The sequence below is a fragment of the Aliiroseovarius marinus genome, assembly GCF_004360145.1.
Classification (GTDB): Bacteria; Pseudomonadota; Alphaproteobacteria; order Rhodobacterales; family Rhodobacteraceae; genus Aliiroseovarius; species Aliiroseovarius marinus.
The window spans coordinates 209461-232938 of record NZ_SAIT01000011.1; the positions used below are offsets into that span (position 1 = coordinate 209461).

The 23478-nt window shown below is 60.6% G+C and carries 24 protein-coding genes and 1 riboswitch; of the genes, 16 read left to right on the top strand and 8 right to left on the bottom strand.

The features are described 5' to 3' along the window. Positions 1 to 172 precede the first annotated feature (172 nt). The 3 genes from EOL43_RS13025 to fabA form a co-directional block, all read right to left on the bottom strand. Positions 173 to 961 (bottom strand): enoyl-ACP reductase FabI, encoded by a 789-nt coding sequence (locus tag EOL43_RS13025; protein ID WP_133489289.1) that lies wholly within the window; start codon positions 959 to 961, stop codon positions 173 to 175. A gap of 9 nt (positions 962 to 970) precedes the next feature. Then, a complete protein-coding gene (gene fabB, locus EOL43_RS13030; RefSeq protein ID WP_133489291.1) occupies positions 971 to 2200 on the bottom strand; it encodes a beta-ketoacyl-ACP synthase I in 1230 nt (409 codons plus the stop codon). 216 nt (positions 2201 to 2416) lie between these two features. Continuing rightward, positions 2417 to 2926, bottom strand: coding sequence for a bifunctional 3-hydroxydecanoyl-ACP dehydratase/trans-2-decenoyl-ACP isomerase (gene fabA / locus EOL43_RS13035; protein ID WP_133489293.1), 510 nt, complete (start codon positions 2924 to 2926; stop codon positions 2417 to 2419). Positions 2927 to 3112: 186 nt separating this feature from the next. On the opposite strand from fabA, the gene irrA reads away from it, so the two are divergent. Continuing rightward, entirely contained in the window at positions 3113 to 3529 is a 417-nt protein-coding gene (irrA, locus tag EOL43_RS13040; RefSeq protein ID WP_133489295.1) for an iron response transcriptional regulator IrrA, read from the top strand. A 277-nt stretch (positions 3530 to 3806) separates the two neighbouring features. Here the strand turns inward: irrA and EOL43_RS13045 are convergent, their stop codons facing one another. Further along, a complete protein-coding gene (locus EOL43_RS13045; RefSeq protein WP_133489296.1) occupies positions 3807 to 4235 on the bottom strand; it encodes an FKBP-type peptidyl-prolyl cis-trans isomerase in 429 nt (142 codons plus the stop codon). 111 nt (positions 4236 to 4346) lie between these two features. Then, a complete protein-coding gene (locus tag EOL43_RS13050) occupies positions 4347 to 5207 on the bottom strand; it encodes a hypothetical protein (protein WP_133489298.1) in 861 nt (286 codons plus the stop codon). A 161-nt stretch (positions 5208 to 5368) separates the two neighbouring features. On the opposite strand from EOL43_RS13050, the gene miaB reads away from it, so the two are divergent. From miaB to trpB, 15 genes are all read left to right on the top strand, one after another. Next, on the top strand, positions 5369 to 6694 hold the full coding sequence (miaB, locus tag EOL43_RS13055; RefSeq protein ID WP_133489300.1) for a tRNA (N6-isopentenyl adenosine(37)-C2)-methylthiotransferase MiaB: 1326 nt from the start codon (positions 5369 to 5371) through the stop codon (positions 6692 to 6694). A gap of 118 nt (positions 6695 to 6812) precedes the next feature. Next, the gene (locus EOL43_RS13060) at positions 6813 to 7862 is read left to right on the top strand and encodes a PhoH family protein (RefSeq protein ID WP_133489302.1); all 1050 of its coding nucleotides are present in this window, start codon (positions 6813 to 6815) and stop codon (positions 7860 to 7862) included. A 1-nt stretch (position 7863) separates the two neighbouring features. Continuing rightward, positions 7864 to 8358, top strand: coding sequence for an rRNA maturation RNase YbeY (gene ybeY, locus EOL43_RS13065; RefSeq protein WP_133489305.1), 495 nt, complete (start codon positions 7864 to 7866; stop codon positions 8356 to 8358). A 32-nt stretch (positions 8359 to 8390) separates the two neighbouring features. Continuing rightward, positions 8391 to 9347 carry a hemolysin family protein gene (locus EOL43_RS13070; RefSeq protein ID WP_133489307.1) on the top strand — a complete coding sequence of 319 codons (957 nt, stop codon included), beginning with the start codon at positions 8391 to 8393 and terminating at the stop codon, positions 9345 to 9347. Then, a complete protein-coding gene (lnt, locus tag EOL43_RS13075; protein WP_133489309.1) occupies positions 9340 to 10857 on the top strand; it encodes an apolipoprotein N-acyltransferase in 1518 nt (505 codons plus the stop codon). Before EOL43_RS13070 ends, lnt begins: the two co-directional genes overlap by 8 nt. Before the next feature lie 39 nt (positions 10858 to 10896). Continuing rightward, positions 10897 to 10945, top strand: a riboswitch (SAM-SAH riboswitch). A gap of 6 nt (positions 10946 to 10951) precedes the next feature. Beyond that, positions 10952 to 12118 carry a methionine adenosyltransferase gene (gene metK / locus EOL43_RS13080; RefSeq protein ID WP_133489311.1) on the top strand — a complete coding sequence of 389 codons (1167 nt, stop codon included), beginning with the start codon at positions 10952 to 10954 and terminating at the stop codon, positions 12116 to 12118. Positions 12119 to 12191: 73 nt separating this feature from the next. Next, positions 12192 to 12920: a tRNA (guanine(46)-N(7))-methyltransferase TrmB gene (gene trmB, locus EOL43_RS13085; RefSeq protein WP_133489313.1), complete on the top strand. Its 729-nt coding sequence runs from the start codon at positions 12192 to 12194 to the stop codon at positions 12918 to 12920. 126 nt (positions 12921 to 13046) lie between these two features. After that, positions 13047 to 14399 (top strand): 3-phosphoshikimate 1-carboxyvinyltransferase, encoded by a 1353-nt coding sequence (aroA, locus tag EOL43_RS13090; protein ID WP_133489315.1) that lies wholly within the window; start codon positions 13047 to 13049, stop codon positions 14397 to 14399. Then, positions 14396 to 15001 (top strand): (d)CMP kinase, encoded by a 606-nt coding sequence (gene cmk / locus EOL43_RS13095; RefSeq protein ID WP_133489318.1) that lies wholly within the window; start codon positions 14396 to 14398, stop codon positions 14999 to 15001. Before aroA ends, cmk begins: the two co-directional genes overlap by 4 nt. Before the next feature lie 74 nt (positions 15002 to 15075). Beyond that, positions 15076 to 15612 (top strand): hypothetical protein, encoded by a 537-nt coding sequence (locus tag EOL43_RS13100; RefSeq protein ID WP_133489319.1) that lies wholly within the window; start codon positions 15076 to 15078, stop codon positions 15610 to 15612. A gap of 200 nt (positions 15613 to 15812) precedes the next feature. Further along, positions 15813 to 17498: a 30S ribosomal protein S1 gene (gene rpsA, locus EOL43_RS13105; RefSeq protein ID WP_276320891.1), complete on the top strand. Its 1686-nt coding sequence runs from the start codon at positions 15813 to 15815 to the stop codon at positions 17496 to 17498. Positions 17499 to 17774: 276 nt separating this feature from the next. Continuing rightward, a complete protein-coding gene (gene ihfB, locus EOL43_RS13110; protein WP_133489323.1) occupies positions 17775 to 18056 on the top strand; it encodes an integration host factor subunit beta in 282 nt (93 codons plus the stop codon). 9 nt (positions 18057 to 18065) lie between these two features. After that, positions 18066 to 18416, top strand: coding sequence for a LapA family protein (locus EOL43_RS13115; protein WP_133489326.1), 351 nt, complete (start codon positions 18066 to 18068; stop codon positions 18414 to 18416). A gap of 5 nt (positions 18417 to 18421) precedes the next feature. Further along, positions 18422 to 19069 (top strand): phosphoribosylanthranilate isomerase, encoded by a 648-nt coding sequence (locus tag EOL43_RS13120; protein WP_133489328.1) that lies wholly within the window; start codon positions 18422 to 18424, stop codon positions 19067 to 19069. Between the two features lie 102 nt (positions 19070 to 19171). Continuing rightward, positions 19172 to 20419, top strand: a complete 1248-nt coding sequence (trpB, locus tag EOL43_RS13125; RefSeq protein WP_133489329.1) for a tryptophan synthase subunit beta — start codon at positions 19172 to 19174, stop codon at positions 20417 to 20419. Between the two features lie 62 nt (positions 20420 to 20481). Here the strand turns inward: trpB and EOL43_RS13130 are convergent, their stop codons facing one another. The 3 genes from EOL43_RS13130 to pth are packed head-to-tail and all read right to left on the bottom strand — an operon-like array spanning position 20482 to position 23400. Continuing rightward, positions 20482 to 21645, bottom strand: a complete 1164-nt coding sequence (locus EOL43_RS13130) for a serine hydrolase domain-containing protein (RefSeq protein WP_133489331.1) — start codon at positions 21643 to 21645, stop codon at positions 20482 to 20484. Between the two features lie 22 nt (positions 21646 to 21667). Beyond that, complete coding sequence (locus tag EOL43_RS13135; protein ID WP_133489333.1) at positions 21668 to 22690, bottom strand: DUF2332 domain-containing protein; 1023 nt, start codon at positions 22688 to 22690, stop codon at positions 21668 to 21670. Further along, positions 22687 to 23400, bottom strand: coding sequence for an aminoacyl-tRNA hydrolase (pth, locus tag EOL43_RS13140; protein ID WP_133489335.1), 714 nt, complete (start codon positions 23398 to 23400; stop codon positions 22687 to 22689). The genes EOL43_RS13135 and pth overlap by 4 nt, the downstream gene beginning before the upstream one ends. Between the last annotated feature and the right edge of the window lie 78 nt (positions 23401 to 23478).

Sequence of the window (23478 nt, forward strand, 5' to 3'; positions counted from 1 at the left end):
TTGGCGATGTTGCGTGCAGTAAGCACCAGATCGTCACGAGGGTCCAGAGGGAGGGGCGCTGCCCCTCTGCGCTGCGCGCATTCACCCCGAGGTATTTTGGGCAAGAGGAAGTGGGGGCGCAGAAAAAAGGCCCCCAAGTCGGGAGCCTTTGAAGGGTCGTGTTTGAGCCGGATCACAGATTGTCCGGCTGTGGCATGCCTAGTACATGGAAGCCGCTGTCGACGGTGATGATTTCGCCGGTGGTGCAGTTGCCATAGTCGGATGCCAGATAGACGGCGGTGCCGCCCACGGCTTCCAGCGTGGCGTTCTTGCGGAGGGGCGCGTTTTGTTCCGTATGGCGGAAGGTCTTGCGTGCGCCACCGATGGCGGCTCCTGCCAGCGTTTTCATCGGGCCGGGCGAGATCGCGTTCACGCGGATGCCGTTCGGGCCAAGGTCGTTGGCCAGATAGCGCACAGAAGCTTCCAGAGCCGCCTTCGCCACGCCCATTACGTTGTAGAACGGCGTCACGCGGTTCGAGCCGCCATAGGTCAGCGTCAGGATCGTGCCGCCATTGGTCATTTTGGGGGACACACGGCGCGCGACCTCGATCAAGGAATAGCAGCTGATGTCCATCGAGTGCTTGAAGTTCGCACGTGATGTATCGACGAAACGGCCCGTCAGCTCGTTCTTGTCGGAATAGGCAATCGCGTGGACCAGAAAGTCGATCGAGTCCCACTTGGACCACAGGTCATCAAACCCTTTGTCCAGCGCGTCGTCGTCCGTCACATCCATGTCGACCAGAATGTCCGAGCCCACTGATTCCGCCAGCGGGGCCACGCGCTGACCGAACGCCTCGCCCTGATAGGAAAATGCCAGTTCCGCGCCCTCATTGGCCATTGCCTGCGCAATACCCCATGCGATGGACCGCTGGTTTGCAACTCCCATGATGAGGCCGCGTTTGCCTTGCATAAGCCCTGCCATGTCAGTTCCTCACTCTTGGTATTTGCTCAGGATCATCGACCCGTTGGTGCCGCCAAAACCGAAGCTGTTGGTCATCACGCTGTCCAGTCCTGCGTTTTCCACCAGCGTCGTGGCGATTTCGCCTTCGTTGATGGCAGGGTCCAGGTTTTCGACGTTGATCGACGGCGCGATGAAGTCGTTGTCCAGCATCAGCAGGCAATAAACGGCCTCTTGCGCGCCGGTGGCGCCTTGGCTGTGGCCGGTCATCGACTTGGTCGAGCTGATCGGAGGTGTCGAGCCTTCGCCAAAGACGCGGCGCACGGCTTCCACTTCGCCCACATCGCCGACAGGGGTCGAGGTGCCGTGGGCGTTGATGTAGCCCACCTTGCGGCCTTCCGGCAGCATATCCATCGCCAGTCGCATGGCACGTTCACCGCCCTCGCCGGATGGAGCCACCATGTCGTGACCATCCGAGGTCGCACCATAGCCAGTGACCTCGGCATAGATCTTCGCGCCGCGGGCTTTTGCGTGCTCCAGATCTTCCAGCACCAGAATGGCACCGCCGCCACCGATCACGAACCCGTCGCGGTCGGCGTCAAATGCGCGCGAGGCTTTCTCGGGCGTGTCGTTGTACTTGGACGACATCGCACCCATCGCGTCAAAGAGGCACGAGAGCGTCCAGTCCAGTTCCTCGCCGCCACCCGCGAACATTACGTCCTGCTTGCCCATCATGATTTGCTCGGCCGCGTTGCCGATGCAGTGCAAAGACGTCGAGCAGGCCGAGGTGATCGAATAGTTGATGCCCTTGATCTTGAAAGCGGTCGCAAGGTTTGCAGAAATCGTCGAGCCCATGCATTTCGGAACCGCGAACGGCCCGATCCGCTTGGTCGCGCCGGATTTCAGCGCGGTCTGGTGGGCTGCAAACATCGCGCTGGTCGATGGACCGCCCGAGCCAGCCACAAGACCGGTACGCGGGTTCACCACGTCATCTTCGCCAAGACCGGCATCCTCGATCGCCTGGCTCATCGCGATATGCGCATAAGCGGCACCCGGCCCCATGAAGCGCAGCGTGCGCTTGTCCACATGTTCTTTGATGTCGATATCCGGCATGCCAGCGATCTGACTGCGGAAGCCATGGTCAACCATGTCTTGATTGGCGGTGATGCCGGACTTGCCAGCCTTGAGCGAGGCCAGAACCTCGTCCTTGTTGTTCCCGATGGCCGAGACAATGCCCAGACCGGTAACGACGACACGACGCATGCGTGGCCTCCCTTGAAAACGTTCAATTCTTAGTAGGGGATTGGTGGGGGTGGTGCAAGGCGGTGGTGGGTGTCTGATCCAACAGCCTTGACGGTTTGGCCAGATAGACAAGGTCTTACACTGAACGCAAAACGGCGGCCCAAGTGGAGCCGCCGTCGATAGATGTGTCTGTCGGATGTCGATATGGCGTCGTGCCCGGTGCCCTTCAGCCTAGGCTTAGCTCTCGCTCAGCGCGACCTTCATGTCTTTCACCTGATAGATCACTTCGCCGTCGGCCTCGACGATCCCATCGGCAACACCCATGGTCAGGCGGCGGGTCTGGATCGCTTTGGTGAAGTCGATCTTGTAGGTCAACATCTTGCGGTCCGGGCGGACCATGCCGGTCAGCTTCACTTCGCCAACACCCAACGCATAGCCGCGCCCCTGCCAGCCGCGCCAGCCTAGGTTAAATCCGGTCAGCTGCCACAGACCGTCCAGCCCCAGACAACCGGGCATGATCGGGTTGCCGGGGAAGTGGCAGTCGAAGAACCACAGGTCGGGGGTGATGTCGAACTCGGCCAGAACGTGGCCTTTTCCGTGTGCGCCACCATCGCCCGAAATCTCGGTGATGCGGTCCATCATCAGCATCGGCGGGGCCGGAAGCTGCGCATTGCCGGGGCCAAACAGCTCGCCCGCTGCGCATTTCAAAAGGTCTTCCTTGCCAAAGCTTGTGGGATAGTCCGCCATCTTCGCCCCATATCTTGTGTGTTCTCAGTCCACCACCCTCTAGCACCCGCGCAAAGCCCGACGCAAGAGCGGGCGACGGCGCGCAAGGGCAATCTGAAGCGCAAAGACCAGTTTTTATTGGCGCTCGCCGCCCAGAGCCCTTATATTCGCTTGGAAACATCCGTTAGAAGTCAGAAGAGCCGGATCATGACGCAGGAAAATCGCCACACCGAAGCCGACTGGTTGTCCAGCGCTGGGCTGCGCCCGACGCGGCAGCGTCTGGCCTTGGCGCATTTGCTGATCGGGGATGGAAAGCACCGTCACGTCACCGCCGAAAGCCTGTATGAGGCGACGCGCGATGGGGCGGACAAGGTGTCGCTTGCGACGGTCTATAATACGCTGCGGGTTTTCTCAGACGCCGGCCTGCTGCGCGAGATTACAGTGAACGGCGCGCGCAGCTATTTCGACACAAACGTCACCAACCACCCGCATTTCTTCTGGGAAGACACAGAAGAGCTGATGGATGCGCCCGACGAAGATCTGAAGATTGCGCAACTGCCTGAAGCGCCCGAAGGGGCCGAGATCGCCAAAGTCGACGTGGTGATCCGCCTGCGCCGCAGTTAATCTGCATCCGCATTTTCTTGTCATAAATATCTTGGGGTTCGAAGGCTTCCCGGAAACTGTCCGGGGGACAGTTTCGCCTGAGAACGGGCGGAGCCCAGAGTGACCCGAAGGGGCACAGGGGGCAAAGCCCCTGAAGGCCGCGCGGTTACGCGCGGCTCTGTTGTTTCGCGAAGGCGCCAAGCGTTTTCAGTTCACATTGGATCGCTTGTTCGCTGCCTCTCCCTTCGGTCGAACGCGAAAAGCGATGCCCAACATTTTAATGGGAACTGGAAACGCTTTAGCCGATGCCAACTACCTCGAAATCAAAAATCAGGGTCTTGCCGGCCAGCGCGTGGTTGGCGTCCAGCGTGACGGTCTCGTCGGTCAGGTTGGTAACGGTGACCGGAACGGGCTGACCCTGCGGGCCGCTCATCTGCAGCTGAATGCCAACTTCCAGCGGGATCTCAGCAGGAATGTCAGCGCGCGGCACTTCCAGAACGGCTTCGTCATGACGCGGGCCATACGCCTCTTCCGGCACGATCGAGACTTTTTTCTTGTCGCCCACCTTCATACCGGGCAGCGCCTTATCAAGACCGGGAATGATCATGCCCGAGCCCACTTCGAACTCCAACGGATCGCGGCCTTCTGAACTGTCGAAAACGCTGCCGTCTTCCAGAGTGCCAGTATAATGAATGCGCACCTTCGCGCCTTGCGTGACTTCGGTCATAGGAACCTCGTGATGTCTGGGAATGAATGGACGAGGCCGAGGCGGTAACGCAGCGGGTGCTCGTGTCGGATAGGGGTGTTTAACGAAAAACGCGCCGGATGGAAACGTCGCCTAGAACCACTGCCCCGGTTCCATCAGCCCCAAATCCAGAAGCTGCTGTGAATTCCACTGGAACTTCGTGGTGTTGTGCCAGTTGAAGCTGTGGACGTCGTGTTTCGACCCAGCGTTCGTTTTCAGCGCCTTGGCGGTGCGGAAGCTGGCGACGGTGACGGTGATGTTGTGGTGCCACGGGCAGGAATAGGTGTTGTATTCCTCGTCATTGAACGTGTGGTTTGGGCGCAGCTTCAGGCCAGGTTTGGCTTTGAACAGGGACACGCGGTCGATCTTGTGGCCGTTTGCCGGGACGTGCTCCTCGAATCGCCAGCGCAGACCGCCGAAGAAATCCAGTTGTCGGTCCAGCGGGTCGCCATCCGGACCTTTGAGCCCATGCGCGTAATAGCCGGACTTGTCCAAACAAGCGTGGTCCAGTGACACCGCATTCGGGAACTGGTCCAGGTCGTCGGCATACAGATCCACCACATAGCTCAGCACCGCATCGCGACGCTCTTCGGTTTGGAAGGCCAACAGCTCGCCCACGGTGCGGGATTCGCAGAACGGGTGGAACAGGTATTCGGCATTGAAACAGTAATACAGCCACGTGCCGGGGGCGGCCTCGATCACCTGATTGATGGCGTCCACAACAGCCGCCGCAGTGGCGTCGAAACTGATGCGGTGAATGGATTTTTCCAGATCATTGGGCAGGTCCAGCGCATCCGGCGCAAAGACCAAAACCGCCCGGAACCCGGCGTCCTGATGGTGGCGAATGGTGCTGTCGACCTCGACCAGATCCTCGACGAAAATCATCGCGACGGGGCCTTTGGCCAAGACAGCCCCCGAGGTCTGAAGGAACTGATGAAGGTCGCTATACCGCATGATGTGCCCCAGTTGGTGTCCCGCTGATTTGCGAGGTCTTGCCGATTGCCGACAGAAATTTCATGAAATCAACCTGTTTTGCAAGCGTTGCGGGCCTGATCCCTTTGCTGTAACAGGCGGGAACTTGAGCTTGTGCTGCTAAAAACCTTGGGAAACGCGCCATGTCCGACAAGAAAAAACTCTTCATCCGCACCTATGGCTGCCAGATGAACGTCTATGACAGTGAACGCATGGCCGAAGCGCTGGGCGCGGATGGGTATGTGCAGACCGAGACGCCGGATGATGCGGATATGATCCTGCTGAACACCTGCCACATCCGCGAAAAGGCCGCCGAGAAGGTCTATTCGGAACTGGGACGTTTCAAGGGTTTGAAGGCCGAAAAGCCCGATCTGAAGATCGGCGTGGCGGGCTGTGTCGCGCAGGCTGAGGGTGAGGAAATCATGCGCCGTCAGCCGATGGTCGATCTGGTGGTTGGTCCGCAGACCTATCACCGTCTGCCTACGATGATGGAGCAGGTGGCCAAGGGCGAAAAGGCGTTAGACACCGATTTCCCCGAGGAAGACAAATTCGAACACTTGCCCAAGCTGCGCGGCACCAAAGCCAAGCGCGCCCCGGCGGCATTCCTGACGGTTCAAGAAGGCTGCGACAAGTTCTGCGCCTTCTGCGTGGTGCCCTATACCCGCGGGGCCGAAGTCAGCCGCCCGGTCGAACGCATCCTGCGCGAAGCACGCGAGCTGGTTGAGCGTGGCGTGCGCGAAATCACTCTCTTGGGCCAGAACGTCAACGCCTATCATGGCGCTGGGCCGGATGGCGATTGGTCGCTGGCCAAGCTGATCTGGGCGCTAGACGAAATCGACGGGTTGGAGCGCATCCGCTTCACCACCTCGCACCCCAATGACATGAGCGACGACCTGATCGAGGCACATGGCACCTGCAAGAAGTTGATGCCTTATCTGCACCTGCCGGTTCAGTCGGGCTCGGACAAGATCCTGAAGAGGATGAACCGCAGCCACACTGCCGAAAGCTATCTGCGCCTGATCGAACGGATTCGCGAGGCGCGCCCGGATATCCTGATCTCGGGTGACTTCATCGTGGGCTTCCCGGAAGAGGATGATCAGGATTTTGAAGACACCATGAACCTGATCCGCGAAGTGAACTATGGGCAGGCCTTCAGCTTCAAATACTCGACCCGCCCCGGCACCCCGGCAGCGGAACGCGCGCTGGTGGATGATGCGGTCGCCTCCGAGCGGCTCTATCGTCTGCAAGCGCTGATCACCGAACAGCAACGTGCCATTCAAAACAGCATGGTCGGCCAAGAGGTCGGCGTACTGTTTGAAAAGAAAGGCCGTCTCGAAGGCCAGATGGTCGGAAAATCCGATCACCTGCACGCAGTGCACGTTCAGTGTGACGCGGCCGTTGGCGATCTGCGTCGCGTGCGCATCACCGACAGCGGGCCGAACTCGCTGGCCGGCGAGCTTGTGGAATAAGCAGAGTGCTGCCTGCGCAGGCAGTGAGATGACAATCACATGACATTTTGCGGATGGGGCTTGCGCGCGCCGTCCGCTCTTGGCACCATCAGGGTATAGACCTGACAGGAGACCCCATTTGGGAATAGCAGACCTGACCGCAGCACCCGAGACCCCAGTAACCCCCGAAGTGCTGCTGGAATTTCCAGACAACCGCCTGCTGATTGATCTGTGCGGCGAGTTTGATCGCAACCTTACTCACATCGAAAGCCATCTGGGCGTGCAAATCATCCGACGCGGCAATCAGTTGATTGTCATGGGTGAAATGGACGCACGCGAAAAGGCGGGCGAGGTGCTGAGCGCGCTTTATACGCGGCTGGAAAGCGGCAAAGCGGTCGAGCCTGGTGACATCGACGCCGAGATCCGCATGGGCGGCTCGCAGGATGGCACTGGCACCCGCGACGGCGACCAGATGGAGATGTTCAAAGGCAGCGCGGTCGAGATCAAGACCCGCAAGAAGACCATCGAACCGCGCACAGAGGCGCAAAAGGCCTATGTGCAAAGCCTGTTCAACAATGAACTCGCTTTCGGGATTGGCCCGGCGGGCACCGGTAAGACCTATCTGGCCGTGGCGGTGGGCGTGAACATGTTCTTGGGCGGCCATGTGGATCGCTTGATCCTGTCGCGTCCCGCCGTCGAAGCGGGCGAGAAACTGGGCTATCTGCCCGGTGACATGAAGGACAAGGTCGATCCGTATATGCAGCCGCTTTATGACGCGCTGAATGATTTCCTGCCCTCGAAGCAGGTCACCAAGCTGATCGAAGAGAAAAAGATCGAGATCGCGCCGCTGGCCTTTATGCGTGGCCGCACCTTGGCGAATGCCTTTGTCGTGCTGGACGAAGCGCAGAACGCAACCACCATGCAAATGAAGATGTTCCTGACCCGTCTGGGCGAAGGCTCGCGGATGGTGATCACGGGTGACCGGTCTCAGGTCGATCTGCCGCGTGGCGTGGACAGCGGTCTGCGTGACGCCGAGGGGCTGCTCAAGGGTATCGACCAGATCAGCTTCAACTATTTCACCTCGAAAGACGTGGTGCGTCACCCGTTGGTCGCCAAGATCATCGAGGCGTATGACGAGGCCTCGCAAAAGGCGATGGCGCGGGCTGTGAAGCAGACGCGCGACACATAAGATGCTTGTAGATGTTGTTTTTGAAGATCCCCGCTGGGAAGAGGCGGGTCTGTCTGCACTGGCGGACGCCGCGGCGCAGGCTGTGATCGACCATCTTCAACTGACGCCCCCATTTGGCGATGGCTTCGAAATCAGCCTTCTGGCATGTGACGACGCCCGTATTGCCGACCTGAACCGCGACTTCCGAGACAAGCCGACGCCGACCAATGTGCTGTCTTGGCCGTCAGACGAACGCGCCGCGGAAGACGCCGGCGGTGATCCACTGCCGCCGGAAGATCCTGAACTGGGCGACATCGCCATTGCCTATGAAACCTGCCAACACGAGGCGGATGAGCAGGGCAAGGAATTCTCAACCCATGTGAGCCATCTTTTGGTGCATGGGGTGCTCCATCTGTTGGGTTATGATCACATAGACGACAAAGATGCGGCACTTATGGAGGGTTTGGAGGTTGAAATCCTTGGCAAGATGAACATTTCCAACCCATATGAAGAGTAAGGCGCATTTCGCGCGAAACTGGAAAAGGACAAATGGGCGACACCGCAGACGGATCTTCTAAGGCAGCGCAGAGCGCGCTGCAGGATGAAACAAGACATCACAGGCCGGGATTTTTTAGCCGCATTTTCGGTGCGCGCAGCCCGGATACACAGGATCAGGTCGCGCCCATTGGCGCCGCGCCCGCTGGAAATGGCGCGCTTCCCAACGCTGCTCCGGGTATGGTCAACCTTCGACGGATGCGCGTCGAAGACGTCATGATCCCGAAATCCGAGATCGTATCGGCACCGGTGGATATTCTGAAAGATGAACTTGTGGACGTGTTCCGCGAAAGCGGGTTGTCGCGGTTGCCCGTGTTCGACGGCACGTTGGACAGCCCCATCGGGATGGTTCACTTGAAAGACTTGGCGCTGAACCATGGGTTCAACGGCAAATCCGGCGCGAAAACCGCGCGCTTTGTCTTACGCAATTTGATCCGTCCGCTGCTGTTCGTCCCGCCCTCGATGCCCATCGGGGTGCTTTTGCAGAAGATGCAGACTGAACGGATCCACATGGCGCTGGTCATTGATGAGTATGGCGGCGTGGACGGGCTTGTGACCATCGAAGACCTGATCGAACAGGTAATTGGCGAGATTGAGGACGAGCATGACCTTGAAGAAGGCAAGCTGTGGATCGAAGAAAAGCCCGGCTGTTATCTGGTCGAGGCCAAGACGCCCTTGGACGAGTTCGAGGCTGAAACTGGCGTGCGCCTTCAGCACGATGAAGCTGATGATGACGAGATCGAGACGCTTGGCGGGTTGGTCTTCGTGCTGTGCGGGCAGGTGCCTGCGCGCGGCGAAGTGATCGCCCATCCCGGCGGTGCCGAGATCGAGGTCGTGGACGCTGACCCCCGTCGCATCAAACGCTTGCGCCTGCGCGTGCCGGGCCCGATGCCTGCGCCGCATCAGGTGGCTGAGGCCAGCGCGGATGACGCGCCCGCGACGAATGCCTGACATTGACGCTTACGTGGCACGACTGGCCGCGCGCCCTCGGGTGCGGGTCATTGTGTTGCTTGCAGCGGGTGCTATTGCGGCGCTGGGGCAGGCGCCGTTTCTGATTTGGGCGGCGACGCTGGCGGGGCTTCTGGTCGCGTTCCTGTTTTGGCGACACAGCCGGTCGCCGCGTGCCTCGGCTCTGCAAGGTTGGCTGTTCGGGCTGGGCTATTTCACCGTCACGATGAGCTGGCTGGTTAATCCGTTCTTTGTCGAACCCGAGCGTCACGGCTGGATGGCCCCCTTCGCGCTTTTGGGCATGGCCGGTGGGCTTGCACTGCTCTGGGCGCTGGGCTGGGGCGTGGCGCGGTGGCTTGTCGGTGGCGGACGCCTTGGGTGGCTCATCTGGCCCGCAGGACTTGCCGCGGCCGAGTTGTTGCGTGGCGCGCTCTTCACCGGCTTTCCGTGGGGCGGGCCGGGACTGGCGTGGATCGACACGTCTTACGCACAGATGGCAAGCCTAGTAGGCGTCGTCGGTCTGTCATGGCTAACAGCCTTGTTGGCTGCAGTAGTTGTCACGGCGTGTGTGCGCCGCAACTGGTCAAGTGTGTTGGGTGCCATTGGCTTGGTGCTGCTTATTGCCTTTGCATCGGGGCTGTCGATAGCGGTTACGCCCCCAAAGGGCGATATCACACTTCGCCTGATCCAACCCAACGCGCCGCAGCACCAAAAATGGGATCCGGACCATGCCGAGGGTTTTGTCCGCCGCCAGTTGGAGCTGACCGCCACGCCGCCCGAGGGCGCTCTCCCGAACCTGATCATCTGGCCCGAAACCTCGGTGCCGTATCTGATGCGACATGCTCAGCTTCTGTTCCCGCTGATTGCCGAGGCCGCGGATGGCCCGCCAGTCTTGATGGGCATCCAACGGGCCGAGGAGCTGCGCTATTTTAACAGCATGGTACAGGTCAACGCGGACGGCATCGCGCAACCAGTCTATGACAAGCATCACCTTGTGCCCTTCGGTGAATACGTCCCGCTTGGCGATGCGATGGCCCGCATCGGCATCCGCGCTTTTGCGGCGCAATACGGGCAAGGCTACTCGGCGGGGCCGGGCCCGGTCGTGCTGGATCTGGGCGCTTTGGGCAAAGTGCTGCCCCTGATCTGCTACGAGGCTGTTTTCCCGCGCGATATTCGCAATGCGCCTGAGCGTCCCGACTGGATCCTGCAAATCACGAATGACGCGTGGTTCGGCGATTTCTCGGGGCCGCAGCAGCACCTTATCCAGGCCCGTTTCCGCGCCATTGAATTCGGCCTGCCGGTGATCCGCGTGGCCAATACCGGGATCAGCGCCGCGATTGACGCACATGGGCGCGTGATAAAATCTCTGCCACTTGGGCAATCGGGGTATCTGGATGTGATCCGGCCGGATGCCGGCCCCGTAACCCCATATGCCCGCGTCGGTGATTGGCCGCTTTTCCTGTTGCTGATCGGCGTCGCGGGCTGGGGCGCATGGACGCGCCGTCGCTTTTAACATTGACCTTTGCAGATAAAGGCCAGATACCGATCCGGACCACCGTCACAACGGCTTCCTGGCGTGGCGGGTAGACCTAAATGGAGCATGTTTCATGTCACGACAGAACTATACATTCACTTCGGAAAGTGTGTCCGAGGGGCACCCAGACAAGGTGTGCGACCGTATTTCAGATGCGGTGCTTGATGCGTTCCTGACCGAAGAACCGAACGCGCGCGTGGCATGCGAGACCTTCGCCACCAGCGGCATGGTTGTCATCGGCGGCGAGGTCGGATTGTCCGACGAAGAGCGCCTGAAGGTGATGATGGGCTCGATCGGTCAGATTGCGCGCGATTGCATCCGTGACATCGGATACGAGCAAGAACAATTCCACTGGAACACCTGCCGCGTCATGAACTTCCTGCACGAACAGTCGGCGCATATCGCCCAAGGTGTGGACCGTGACGGTGCAGGCGACCAGGGGATCATGTTCGGCTATGCGGTCAATGAGACGCCCGAGCTGATGCCCGCCCCGATCCAATATTCGCACGCCATTCTGAAACGTCTGGCAGAGGTCCGCAAAAACGGCACCGAGCCGACGCTTGGCCCGGATGCGAAGTCCCAGCTCTCGCTGCGCTATGAGGATGGCAAACCGGTCGAGGTGACCTCGATCGTGCTGTCCACCCAGCATCTGGACGAAGACATGACAAGCGACGACGTGCGCGCCGTGGTCGAGCCCTATATTCGCGAAGTCGTTCCGACCGAGTGGATTAACGGCGGCACTGAATGGCACGTCAACCCGACCGGCAAGTTCGTCATCGGTGGCCCGGATGGCGATGCGGGTCTGACTGGCCGCAAGATCATTGTGGACACCTATGGAGGCGCGGCGCCCCACGGTGGCGGTGCATTCTCGGGCAAGGACCCGACGAAGGTGGACCGCTCGGCGGCCTATGCTGCGCGCTATCTGGCGAAGAACATCGTGGCCGCTGGCATGGCCGAACGCTGCACCTTGCAGCTGTCCTATGCCATCGGCGTGGCCAAGCCGCTGTCGATCTATGTCGACACCCACGGCACCGGGGAAGTGGACGAGGCTGGCATTGAACGCGCCGTCGCGCAGGTCATGGACCTGACCCCGCGTGGCATTCGCGAGCATCTGGGCCTGAACAAACCGATCTTCCAGCGCACCGCCGCTTACGGCCACTTCGGTCGCGCGCCCGAGGCCGATGGCGGCTTTAGCTGGGAAAAGGTCGATCTGGTCGAGGCGCTGAAGAAAGCCGTCTGATCCCAGACAGATGAACACAAAAAGGCGGGCCGTCACTTGACGCGCCCGCCTTTTGCACGGCATAGGCGCGGCCATGACCCAAGATGATGCATCGCAAAACAAACACCGCTCGGGCGCGCCGTGGCGCAATTTCTATGGCCGTCTGAAAGGCAAAGGGCTGCGCGACAGCCAGAAAACCTATCTGGACGAGGATTTGGCCGCGCTCAGCCCCGGCGCCGTCGGCTGGGACGAAAACCCCGACCGCACCCCCTTGGACCTGAAGGCGCTGTTCGGCGACAAACCTGTCTGGCTGGAAACCGGCTTTGGCGGCGGCGAGCATATGGTGCATCAGGCCGCAACCTATCCCGAGATCGGTATCATCGGCTGCGAACCCTATATCAACGGCGTCGCCATGCTATTGGGTAAAATCCGTGACGCGGGATGCGAGAACGTCGCCGTGCATCCGGGCGATGTGCGCGATCTGTTTGACGTGTTGCCGCCAGAGAGCATCGACAAGGCCTTCCTGCTCTACCCCGATCCGTGGCCCAAGAAACGCCACCACCGCCGCCGCTTTGTGACGCCCGAATATCTGGAACCCTTCCACAAGGTTCTGAAACCCGGCGCCGAATTCCGCGTTGCCACCGACATCCCCGACTATGTCCGCCAAACGTTGGAAGAAGTTCCGCGCGCGGGCTTTGAATGGCTGGGCGAAAGTGCTGCCGATTGGCGTACCCCGTGGAGCGACTGGATCTCGACCCGCTACGAACAGAAAGCGCTGCGCGAAGGCCGCACGCCGCACTATCTGACCTTCCGTCGGATCTGACATTTCGCATTTTCTTGTTGCAATTATCCTGGGGTGAGCCCGTCAGGGCGAGGGGCAAAGCCCCTTTCCACTGGCCTCGCCAAAATGTCTGCGCTATCAGGGCTGCAAGACTAAAGGAGAACGCCCATGTCCGGCCACGGCCCCGCCATCCCCATGACCGCCCGCAAATCCGGCCCGCTGAAAGGCACGGCCAATGTGCCGGGGGACAAGTCGATCAGCCACCGGTCGCTGATCCTGGGCGCAATGGCTGTGGGCGAGACCCACATTACCGGCCTTCTGGAAGGTGAAGACGTGCTGGGCACGGCAGACGCGATGCGGGCCTTCGGTGCGGATGTGGAACGTCTGGGCGATGGCGAATGGCGCGTGAATGGCGTCGGCGTTGGTGGCTTTGCGGAACCCGAGGACGTGATCGACTGCGGCAACGCGGGAACCGGTGTGCGTCTGATCATGGGGGCGATGGCGACCTCTCCGATCACTGCGACCTTCACCGGCGACGCCTCGCTGCGCTCGCGCCCGATGGGCCGCGTGACGGACCCAATCGCGCTCTTTGGTGCGCAAAGCTATGGCCGCGAAGGTGGCCGCATCCCGATGACCATCGTCGGCGCGCGTGAACCCGTTGCCGTGACCTACACCACCCCGATGGCCTCGGCGCAGGTGAAATCGGCCGTGCTGCTGGCGGGCCTGAACGTGCCGGGCAAGACCGTGGTGATCGAAAAAGAAGCCACCCGTGACCATACCGAACGTATGCTGGCTGGCTTTGGCGCCGAAATTACCGTCGAGGAGACCGACGAAGGCCACAAAATCACCCTGACCGGCCAGCCGGAATTGAAACCGCAAACCATCACCGTCCCGCGCGATCCAAGCTCTGCCGCCTTCCCGGTTTGCGCGGCGCTGATCGTGCCAGGGTCCGAGGTGCTGGTGCCGAATATCGGCCTGAACCCAACGCGGGCTGGCCTGTTTTACACCCTGCAAGAAATGGGCGCCAATCTGACATTCGAGAGCAAACGCACCGAAGGTGGCGAACCCGTTGCTGACCTGCGTGCGAAATACTCGCCCAATATGAAGGGCATCGTGGTGCCGCCGGAACGCGCGGCCAGCATGATCGACGAATACCCGATCCTGTCTGTCGTGGCGTCCTTCGCCACCGGCAAGACCGAGATGCCCGGCGTGCACGAGCTGCGCGTGAAGGAAAGCGACCGGATTGACGCGATGGCCAAGGGCCTGCGCGCGGCGGGCGTGACCGTGGATGAAGGCGAAGATTGGTGGAGCGTTGAAGGCCTTGGCCCCGATGGCGTCCCCGGCGGCTGCACCGTCGCGACCGTTCTGGACCACCGCATCGCGATGAGCTTTGCCTGCTTGGGCTTTGCGTCGCAGAAACCCGTCAATCTGGACGATGGCGGCCCGATCGCCACCAGCTTCCCAGTGTTCGAGCCTCTGATGTCCGGTCTTGGCGCGCAGATCGTGCGCAACAATTCATGAGCAGCTTTACGGTTGCCATCGACGGCCCTGCTGCGGCAGGGAAGGGCACGATTTCCAAGGCCGTGGCTGCACATTTTGGCTTTGCGCATTTGGATACCGGGCTTTTGTATCGCGCGGTCGGGGCGAAGACGCTGACCGGCGCCGACCCGGTCGAGGCTGCGCAATCGCTGACCCCTGCCGACATGCAAGGTGATCTGCGCACGCCCGAGGTGGCGCAGGCTGCGTCGAAGGTGGCCGTGATTGCCGAGGTGCGCGCGGCGCTTGTCGACTTCCAGCGCAATTTCGCAACCCGTGACGGCGGCGCGGTACTGGATGGGCGCGACATTGGTACTGTGATTTGCCCGGATGCGGATGTGAAACTGTTCGTCACCGCCAGCGCCGAAGTCCGCGCCGAGCGTCGTTTCTTGGAGCTGTCCGCCAAGGATCACGACGTGACCCGCGACCAAGTGCTGTCCGACGTCATCGCGCGCGACAAACGTGACAGCGAACGGGAAGAGGCGCCTTTGAAGCCCGCCGAGGACGCGGTGATCATCGACACGTCTGATCTGTCGATCGAGGACGCCGTGGCGCAGGCCGTCGCGCAGATCGACGCCAAACGCTGACATCCCCCTCACCACACTGTGCATCGTATGTGACGCGGGCGCGGGCTATGCTGGGCATAGACGGAGGTGCCTCGATGCGCAGTGCGAAAACCCTGATCCTTGCCGCGATACTGGCGATTGCCAGCCATTTGCCCACGCTTGCACAAGAGCAAAGCGAGTCGCCCATGACCTACGAGCGGATCGGGCGGATATTGGCGGCGATTGATCCGGAGCTTCAGCCTCAGGGCAATGGGTTCCAGTTGGTCATCGCGGGCGTGCCGATGATCGTGGTCACCGACCCAGCCGCAGACCGCATGCGCGCGATGGTGCGGATTGGTCCCGCTGGCGCGATGGACGAGGCGCTGATGCAGCGGATGTTGCAGGCCAATTTCGATGCGGTGCTGGACGCGCGCTATGCCGTGGCGGGCGGGCAGATCTGGTCGGTCTTCATCCACCCGCTGTCTCCGCTTGAAACGCGGCAGTTCGTGTCGGGCCTGACCCAGACCGTAGTGGCGGCCCAAAGTTTCGGCACGGCGTTCACAGGCGGTGGCGTGCAGTTTGGCGGCGGTGACAGCAGCGCGCTACAGCAAGAGCTGATCGAGCAGCTTCAGAAGAAAGGCATCCCGCTGTAACACGCGGAATGCCCTTGATTTACAGGCAGAATCCCCGTAAATCCCGCCCTGTCGACAAGGTGCAATTGCCGCGACACAGGGAAAATCGAGCAGGGCCGAGGCTTCGGCCCTCTTTGTTTTGCGTCTAACCTGTTGACCAAATTGGGAAATCCAAGACCGGCGGAGACAACCGCTCGGCCCGTGAAAATGACTGTAAAGGAATGAAACGCCACATGGCTAACGCAACCATGGAGGAATTCGAAGCCCTCCTTAACGAAAGCTTCGAAATGGACACCCCGGACGAGGGTTCGGTTGTCAAAGGTAAAGTCATCGCTATTGAAGCTGGCCAAGCCATCATCGACGTAGGCTACAAAATGGAAGGCCGCGTTGATCTGAAAGAATTCGCAAACCCGGGTGAAGCCCCTGAAATCGCCGTTGGCGACGAAGTGGAAGTCTACCTGCGCGCGGCTGAAAACGCCCGCGGCGAAGCTGTCATCTCGCGCGAGATGGCCCGCCGTGAAGAAGCATGGGACCGCCTGGAAAAAGCATACGCAGACGATGCACGCGTCGAAGGCGCGATCTTCGGTCGCGTCAAAGGCGGCTTCACCGTCGATCTGGGCGGCGCTGTTGCGTTCCTGCCCGGCTCGCAGGTTGACGTACGCCCCGTACGTGACGCTGGCCCGCTGATGGGTCTGAAGCAGCCGTTCCAGATCCTGAAAATGGACCGCCGCCGTGGCAACATCGTTGTGTCGCGTCGCGCTATCCTGGAAGAGTCGCGTGCCGAACAGCGTGCTGAAGTTATCGGCAAGCTGGCAGAAGGCGACGCAGTTGACGGCGTAGTCAAGAACATCACCGAATACGGTGCGTTCGTTGACCTGGGCGGCGTTGACGGCCTGCTGCACGTCACCGACATGGCATGGCGCCGCGTGAACCACCCGTCCGAGATCCTGACGATCGGCGAAACCATCAAGGTTCAGGTCATCAAGATCAACAAAGAAACCCACCGCATCAGCCTGGGCATGAAGCAGCTGCAAGACGATCCTTGGGATCTGGTTGCTGCCAAGTACCCGCTGGAATCGGTGCACACTGGCCGCGTGACCAACATCACCGACTACGGTGCATTCGTCGAGCTGGAGCCCGGTGTCGAAGGTCTGGTACACGTATCCGAAATGTCGTGGACCAAGAAGAACGTACACCCCGGCAAGATCGTGTCGACCTCGCAAGAAGTCGAAGTCATGGTTCTGGAAATCGACGGCGCCAAGCGTCGCGTATCGCTGGGCCTGAAGCAGACCATGCGCAACCCGTGGGAAGTGTTTGCAGAAACTCACCCCGAGGGCACCGAGGTCGAAGGCGAAGTCAAGAACATCACCGAATTCGGTCTGTTCATTGGTCTCGACGGCGAAATCGACGGCATGGTTCACCTGTCGGACATCTCGTGGGACGAGCGTGGCGAAGATGCCATCCAGAACTTCAAGAAGGGCGACGTTGTCAAAGCCGTTGTTTCGGAAGTTGATACCGACAAAGAGCGTATCTCGCTGTCGATTAAAGCTCTGGACGGTGACCCCTTCGCAGAAGCTGTTGGCGGCGTGAAGCGTGGCTCGATCATCACTGTTGAAGTGACCGCGATCGAAGATGGTGGCGTTGAGGTCGAGTACGAAGGCATGAAGTCGTTCATCCGTCGTTCGGACCTGTCGCGTGACCGTGCTGAACAGCGCCCCGAGCGTTTCGGCATCGGCGACAAGGTCGACGTACGCGTGACCAACGTCGACTCGAAGTCGCGTCGTCTGGGTCTGTCGATCAAAGCCCGCGAAATCGCAGAAGAGAAAGAAGCCGTAGAACAGTATGGTTCGTCGGATTCGGGTGCATCGCTGGGTGATATCCTGGGCGCCGCTCTGAAGCAGGACTAAGTCCTCGCGTCATAAATTCTGGAACGGCCCTGCGCGATGCGTGGGGCCGTTCTGTTTTCAGGCACGGCGAATCACGTCGATCACCGGCGGACGTTTCCAAGGCGGAAACGATGTGCATTTGCAGCATCCTATTTTTCGCGCAGAAAACGGCTGAAATCCGTTTAAATTCCCCCAAGTTCTAACCTAAGACTTGTATGCAGGGGCTTGGTTTGCTCCTATACTCGGACAGAATAAGGATGCAAAATCCATTAGATAGGCCAATTTGGGGGGACCAGAATGATCCGGTCTGAACTGATCCAGAAGATCGCGGATGAAAACCCGCACCTCTATCAGCGTGACGTTGAGCGCATTGTGAACACCATTTTCGAAGAGATCATTGAAGCCATGGCCCGTGGCGATCGGGTCGAACTGCGCGGCTTTGGCGCATTTTCGGTGAAGAAAAGAGATGCTCGTATCGGGCGCAACCCGCGCACGGGCGAGTCGGTCCAGGTCGAAGAAAAGCACGTTCCGTTTTTCAAGACCGGCAAGCTGTTGCGGGATCGACTGAACGGCAAATAAGAGGTCCAAATGCGGTACATCCGTTACGCCTTTCTGGCGGCACTTGGTGTTGTGTTGATCACGGTGGCGCTGGCCAATCGCGGCAGCGTGACGTTGAACATCCTACCCGGCGAGCTGTCGGGTTTCTTGGGGTGGAGCTGGTCCATCACCCTTCCGCTTTTCGTGATCATTTTCGGCAGCGTCGTGGCAGGGATCCTGCTTGGCTTTGTCTGGGAATGGCTGCGTGAACACAAGCTGCGCGCGGAAGGTGCGCGCCATCGCCGCGAGCGCGACCAACTGGCACGCGAGGTAAAAACCCTGCGTGAACCCAAGGCCCGCACCGGCGACGACGTGCTGGCATTGCTGGACAAGACCAGCTGAAGACTATGAGCATTTCGGTAAAGATCTGCGGGTTGAAGGACCCCGAACAGCTTGCGGCTGCCGTCGAGGCAGGCGCACGCTATATCGGGTTCAATTTCTTCCCTAAAAGCCCGCGTTCGGTCACGGTCGAACAGGCCGCCGCGCTGATGTTGGACGTCCCCATGGGCGTGGCCAAGGTCGCGCTTGTCGTGAACATGGACGATGCCGGGATCGAGGAAATCGTAAACGGCACGACCACCGACATGATCCAGCTGCACGGGTCGGAAAGCCCGGAACGTGTGGCCGAGGTTAAGGCACGTTTTGGCCTGCCTGTGATCAAGGCGATCGGCATTGCCGGGCCGGATGATGTCGCGCAGATCGAGCGCTATGCCGGGGTAGCGGATCAGCTTCTGATCGACGCGAAGGCCCCCAAGGGTGCAGACCTGCCCGGCGGCAATGGTGTTCCTTTCGACTGGCGTCTGGTGCAGCGCAAATACTGGCCGTGCCCGTGGATGCTGGCGGGCGGCCTGACCGCTGACAACGTGGCCGAAGCGATCCGTCTGACAGGTGCCAAGCAGGTGGACGTGTCCTCGGGCGTGGAAAGTGCACCGGGTGTGAAGGACCCGGGTTTGATGCACGCCTTCGTGTCCAACGCGCATGCGGCCAAGGACTAACCCCGCGCGCGACGTAAAGGACTCGCGTAGGGTCTAAAAACCGCTGGAAAACCACGCCCCCCCAATCTATGCAGGTGTGAAATGCGCAGAGCGGGGGGCACCATGGCCAACGATCTTTTTAACAGCTTCATGAACGGTCCGGATGAAAAGGGCCGGTTTGGCGACTTTGGCGGACGCTTTGTGTCCGAGACACTGATGCCGCTGATCCTCGACCTCGAGGCCGAGTACGAGAAAGCCAAGACCGACGACAGTTTCTGGGCCGAGATGAACGATCTGTGGACCCACTATGTCGGACGCCCCAGCCCGCTTTACTTCGCCGAAGGCCTGACCGAGCATCTGGGCGGCGCCAAGGTCTATATGAAGCGTGACGAGCTGAACCACACCGGCGCGCACAAAATCAACAACGTGCTCGGTCAGATCCTGCTGGCGCGCCGCATGGGCAAGACCCGTATCATCGCGGAAACCGGTGCCGGTCAGCACGGTGTGGCCACGGCCACCGTCTGCGCCAAGTTCGGTCTGAAGTGCATCGTTTATATGGGCGCCCATGACGTGCAACGTCAGGCGCCGAACGTGTTCCGCATGCGTCTTCTGGGCGCTGAGGTGATCGCCGTTGAAAGCGGTCGCGGCACGCTGAAAGACGCCATGAACGACGCGCTGCGTGACTGGGTGACGAACGTGGCCGACACCTTCTATTGCATCGGCACCGCGGCAGGTCCGCATCCCTATCCGGCGATGGTCCGCGACTTCCAGTCGATCATCGGCAAGGAAGCGAAAGAGCAGATGATGAAGGCCGAAGGCCGTCTGCCCGATACGATCATCGCGGCCATCGGTGGCGGCTCGAACGCGATCGGCCTGTTCTACCCGTTCCTTGACGACAAGAACGTCAACATCATCGGTGTCGAAGCCGGCGGCAAGGGCGTGAATGACAAGATGGAGCACTGTGCGTCCTTGACCGGCGGTCGCCCCGGCGTGCTGCACGGCAACCGCACCTTCCTGCTGCAGGATGATGACGGACAGATCCTGGACGGCTACTCGATCTCGGCCGGTCTGGACTATCCGGGCATCGGGCCGGAACACAGCTGGCTGCACGAAATTGGTCGCGCCGAGTATGTGGCGATCACCGACAAGGAAGCGCTAGACGCGTTCCAGCTGTGCTGCTCGACCGAGGGCATCATCCCCGCGCTGGAACCCTGCCACGCGCTGGCCCATGTCACGAAAATTGCGCCGACACTGCCGAAAGATCACATCATCTGCATGAACATGTGCGGACGCGGCGACAAAGACATCTTCACCGTCGCCAAATATCTGGGCTTTGATATGTCCGATACGGAAGGCCGCGACGTGGATTGATCCGCGACTTTTCACACGAATACCGGGCCGTCCAGAAGTGGGCGGCCCGTTTTCGTTTTGGCTTACAGATCCGCCGCGATGCGCCGGAACATGGCGATGTTCTGATCGTTCACGCCGTCGCCACGAAACCCGCGATCCGCGCTGTTCAGGGCGATCACCACGCCACGCGCTTTGTCGATATAGATGTACTGGCCATAGATGCCGCGGGCGTAGTATTCGCCCTCACTCGCGTCCGGCGCCATCCACCACTGATAGCCATATTGTTCCTTGCCGGGGGCAGTCGGGGCCGAGGGCCGGGTCGAGGCCGCAATCCAGTCTGCAGGGACGATCTGCTGGCCGTTCCACATGCCGTCCTGCCGGAACATCTCGCCAAAGCGGGCATAGTCGCGGGTGGTCAGGTTCAGCCCACCCAAGACGAAGGCCACGCCGTAGCCGTCGGTCAGGTAATAGGGGTCCGCCTCAAGCCCCATTGGGGCGATGACGTGTTCTTGCAGCAGGTCGGGAATGGGTCGTCCGGCAGCGCCTCGCACCACCATGCCGATCACATGGGTGTCGATGGACACGTATTGCCATGTCTTCCCCGCAGGCGCGAAACTGTCCTGAAGCCCCGCAGCAAACTGATCCATCGACCGCCCCAGCGCCAGCACGCGGCCCATGCGGTTGATGTCCGAATTGAAGTCTAGATAGTCCTCGTCAAACACCACGCCCGAGGCCATGTTCAGCACGTTGCGAATGCTCGCCCCATCATAAGCGCTGCCCTTCAGCGCAGGCGCATATTGCACGACCGGATCGTCCAGAGACGCGATATCCCCACGGTCCAGCACGATGCCCATCAGCGCAGAAATATAGCTTTTCGCCATCGACCAGCTAATCCGGCGATCTTTCGGCCCGGTGCCATGGTAGTAGCTTTCGTGGCGCAGCTGTCCGTCTTTCAGAACCACCAACCCTGTGACCGCACGGTCCTTGATCCAGGTGTTGACCGCCGCATCTGGCGCCCAGTTTTCCCCAATGGGCAGCGGGGTCACCGGCCCATCCCCGCGCGACATGCTGCGCGTCAGGAACGCGCTGTCCATGTTGGAAAAGTTGCCCACGATCTTCTCTTCCGAAAACAGAGAGTTTACGGCCAAAAGTCGCGTGATTTGTTCGCGCTTCCAGACCCCTACAAGGACCAGAAGCACGATCAGGACAAGGGCGGCGCGGGTTAGAAATTTCAGGGCTTTACGCATGGGATCTCCGGTTTTTCGAAGATCAAGGTGCCGACCAATCCACCCAACGTCCATGAAAATCTACACGACCAAGCGTCAACTTCCGTCCCTCGGGCCAAAGGGTCAGGGTGATGGCTGCGCCTTCGCTTTGGCGGTCATCCGCCTCCATCGATAGATGCGCGATGGGCCCGCGCTGTGCGGCGGCCTCGATGGCCGCCAAGCAGCGGTTTTGGGTGTCAGCGGGGAAGTACTGCCACGCGATCGTGTGATAGATCAGGGTTAGGTGGTCCGGCGCGACACTATCCAACTGCGCTTCAAGCCACGCGGCGGCGTCACCCTGATCCACTTGCGCGTCAAAGATCGCGGCTGCGGCTTTGCTGCGCGCCAACCGCTCCGGCTGGTCCGCCCACAGGTAAGAAGACATGCGCAGCAAGTCGTCTGAGGCTGTAATGTCCATCGGCATCAAATCAACCCCGCGCCGGGATAGCACTTGGGGCAGGGGGCCTGTGGGCAGGTCCCCGCACCACTCGGGCGTTAGTAGAACCGGTGCGTCCTCCGGGCCCAATCGTGTGTCGCCCGCCTGAAGCGCGAACTGGTCCCACATCAGGTTCAGACCTGCACTCGCTCCCAGCTCATAGACGCGCATCGGCAACTTGTACTGGTCCGCCAGCCAATGCCCTGCGGCCACCATGACCGCAGCGCGGCGCACCTCGTTGGTTTGCGGCGGCAGGTCGAGCCAGCGGTCCAACGTGTCCGCATGCTCTGAGATCGCGACCTGAAGGGCCTCGGCGATCTGCGCGTCACCGGGGGCAGGATTTGGCGGATAGATTGCCACCAGCGCGGGGCAGTCACCGGTCAGAACCAGCGCATGCAGCCCCGCCAGAAAACGCAGTGGCAGAGACTGTCCGAAGGCACCGACATTTCCCTCCCAGTCGAACATGCGATCGGTCAGCGGCGTGCCCGGTGTCAGTGTCGCACCCGCAATGCGCAGCACGCGCGCCGTGAACGGGCTGTCCAGCCTTTCGTTGTTGTCTGCCTGAACCTCGAACGCGTCGCGCAGGGTCACGAGAACTTGTCCATCAGCTTTTGCAGCGGGCTGCGCGTGTCTTCTTGTGTGGGTTCTGGCGCGGGTTTCGGTTTGGGCTGCGGCGGTTCTTTCTTCTTGGACTTCTGCGCAGCATCCGGTGCAGACCCACCCGAAGAGCGGGGCGGGTTCACACGCCGCCCAATCGCGTTCATGAACTTCCCACTGTCGCCTGCCGCCAGATCCGTGGCCCCGTCTGCACAGCCGCGCAGCACATCGTCCAGCCACTCCTGATCCGCCTTTGCAAAATCACGCAGAACAAAGCCCGCCACCGCCGCCTTGTTGCCGGGGTGACCAATGCCCATGCGAACCCGGTGATAGTCCGCCCCGATATGCGCGTGGATTGACCGCAGCCCGTTATGGCCTGCGTGACCGCCGCCCGTTTTGACCCGGCACTTGCCGGGGGCCAGATCCAGCTCGTCGTGGAACACGATGACGTCGTCCGGGGTCAGCTTGTAGAACCGCATCGCCTCGCCCACGGACTGGCCGGACAGGTTCATGAAGGTCTCGGGGCGCAGCAGGATCACCTTCTCGGATCCCAGTTTGCCCTCGCTCACGCTGCCCTGAAACTTGCCACGCCACGGGGCAAAGCCGTGATCCTCGGCAATGCGTTCAACCGCCATGAAGCCGATATTGTGCCGGTTGCCCGCGTATTTTGCCCCCGGATTCCCCAGCCCGACAAACAATTTCATGTGCCATCATTCCTTCTGGACATCGGGACCTGAACCCGAAATTATCATTTTCGGTAATCTACTTGGCCTGAACTTGCG

Coding starts and splice junctions, on each gene's coding strand:
- EOL43_RS13025 (WP_133489289.1), bottom strand. CDS start 961: ATGGCAGGGCTTATGCAAGGCAAACGCGGCCTCATCATGGGAGTTGCA.
- fabB (WP_133489291.1), bottom strand. CDS start 2,200: ATGCGTCGTGTCGTCGTTACCGGTCTGGGCATTGTCTCGGCCATCGGG.
- fabA (WP_133489293.1), bottom strand. CDS start 2,926: ATGGCGGACTATCCCACAAGCTTTGGCAAGGAAGACCTTTTGAAATGC.
- irrA (WP_133489295.1), top strand. CDS start 3,113: ATGACGCAGGAAAATCGCCACACCGAAGCCGACTGGTTGTCCAGCGCT.
- EOL43_RS13045 (WP_133489296.1), bottom strand. CDS start 4,235: ATGACCGAAGTCACGCAAGGCGCGAAGGTGCGCATTCATTATACTGGC.
- EOL43_RS13050 (WP_133489298.1), bottom strand. CDS start 5,207: ATGCGGTATAGCGACCTTCATCAGTTCCTTCAGACCTCGGGGGCTGTC.
- miaB (WP_133489300.1), top strand. CDS start 5,369: ATGTCCGACAAGAAAAAACTCTTCATCCGCACCTATGGCTGCCAGATG.
- ybeY (WP_133489305.1), top strand. CDS start 7,864: ATGCTTGTAGATGTTGTTTTTGAAGATCCCCGCTGGGAAGAGGCGGGT.
- EOL43_RS13070 (WP_133489307.1), top strand. CDS start 8,391: ATGGGCGACACCGCAGACGGATCTTCTAAGGCAGCGCAGAGCGCGCTG.
- lnt (WP_133489309.1), top strand. CDS start 9,340: ATGCCTGACATTGACGCTTACGTGGCACGACTGGCCGCGCGCCCTCGG.
- metK (WP_133489311.1), top strand. CDS start 10,952: ATGTCACGACAGAACTATACATTCACTTCGGAAAGTGTGTCCGAGGGG.
- trmB (WP_133489313.1), top strand. CDS start 12,192: ATGACCCAAGATGATGCATCGCAAAACAAACACCGCTCGGGCGCGCCG.
- aroA (WP_133489315.1), top strand. CDS start 13,047: ATGTCCGGCCACGGCCCCGCCATCCCCATGACCGCCCGCAAATCCGGC.
- cmk (WP_133489318.1), top strand. CDS start 14,396: ATGAGCAGCTTTACGGTTGCCATCGACGGCCCTGCTGCGGCAGGGAAG.
- EOL43_RS13100 (WP_133489319.1), top strand. CDS start 15,076: ATGCGCAGTGCGAAAACCCTGATCCTTGCCGCGATACTGGCGATTGCC.
- rpsA (WP_276320891.1), top strand. CDS start 15,813: ATGAAACGCCACATGGCTAACGCAACCATGGAGGAATTCGAAGCCCTC.
- ihfB (WP_133489323.1), top strand. CDS start 17,775: ATGATCCGGTCTGAACTGATCCAGAAGATCGCGGATGAAAACCCGCAC.
- EOL43_RS13115 (WP_133489326.1), top strand. CDS start 18,066: ATGCGGTACATCCGTTACGCCTTTCTGGCGGCACTTGGTGTTGTGTTG.
- EOL43_RS13120 (WP_133489328.1), top strand. CDS start 18,422: ATGAGCATTTCGGTAAAGATCTGCGGGTTGAAGGACCCCGAACAGCTT.
- trpB (WP_133489329.1), top strand. CDS start 19,172: ATGGCCAACGATCTTTTTAACAGCTTCATGAACGGTCCGGATGAAAAG.
- EOL43_RS13130 (WP_133489331.1), bottom strand. CDS start 21,645: ATGCGTAAAGCCCTGAAATTTCTAACCCGCGCCGCCCTTGTCCTGATC.
- pth (WP_133489335.1), bottom strand. CDS start 23,400: ATGAAATTGTTTGTCGGGCTGGGGAATCCGGGGGCAAAATACGCGGGC.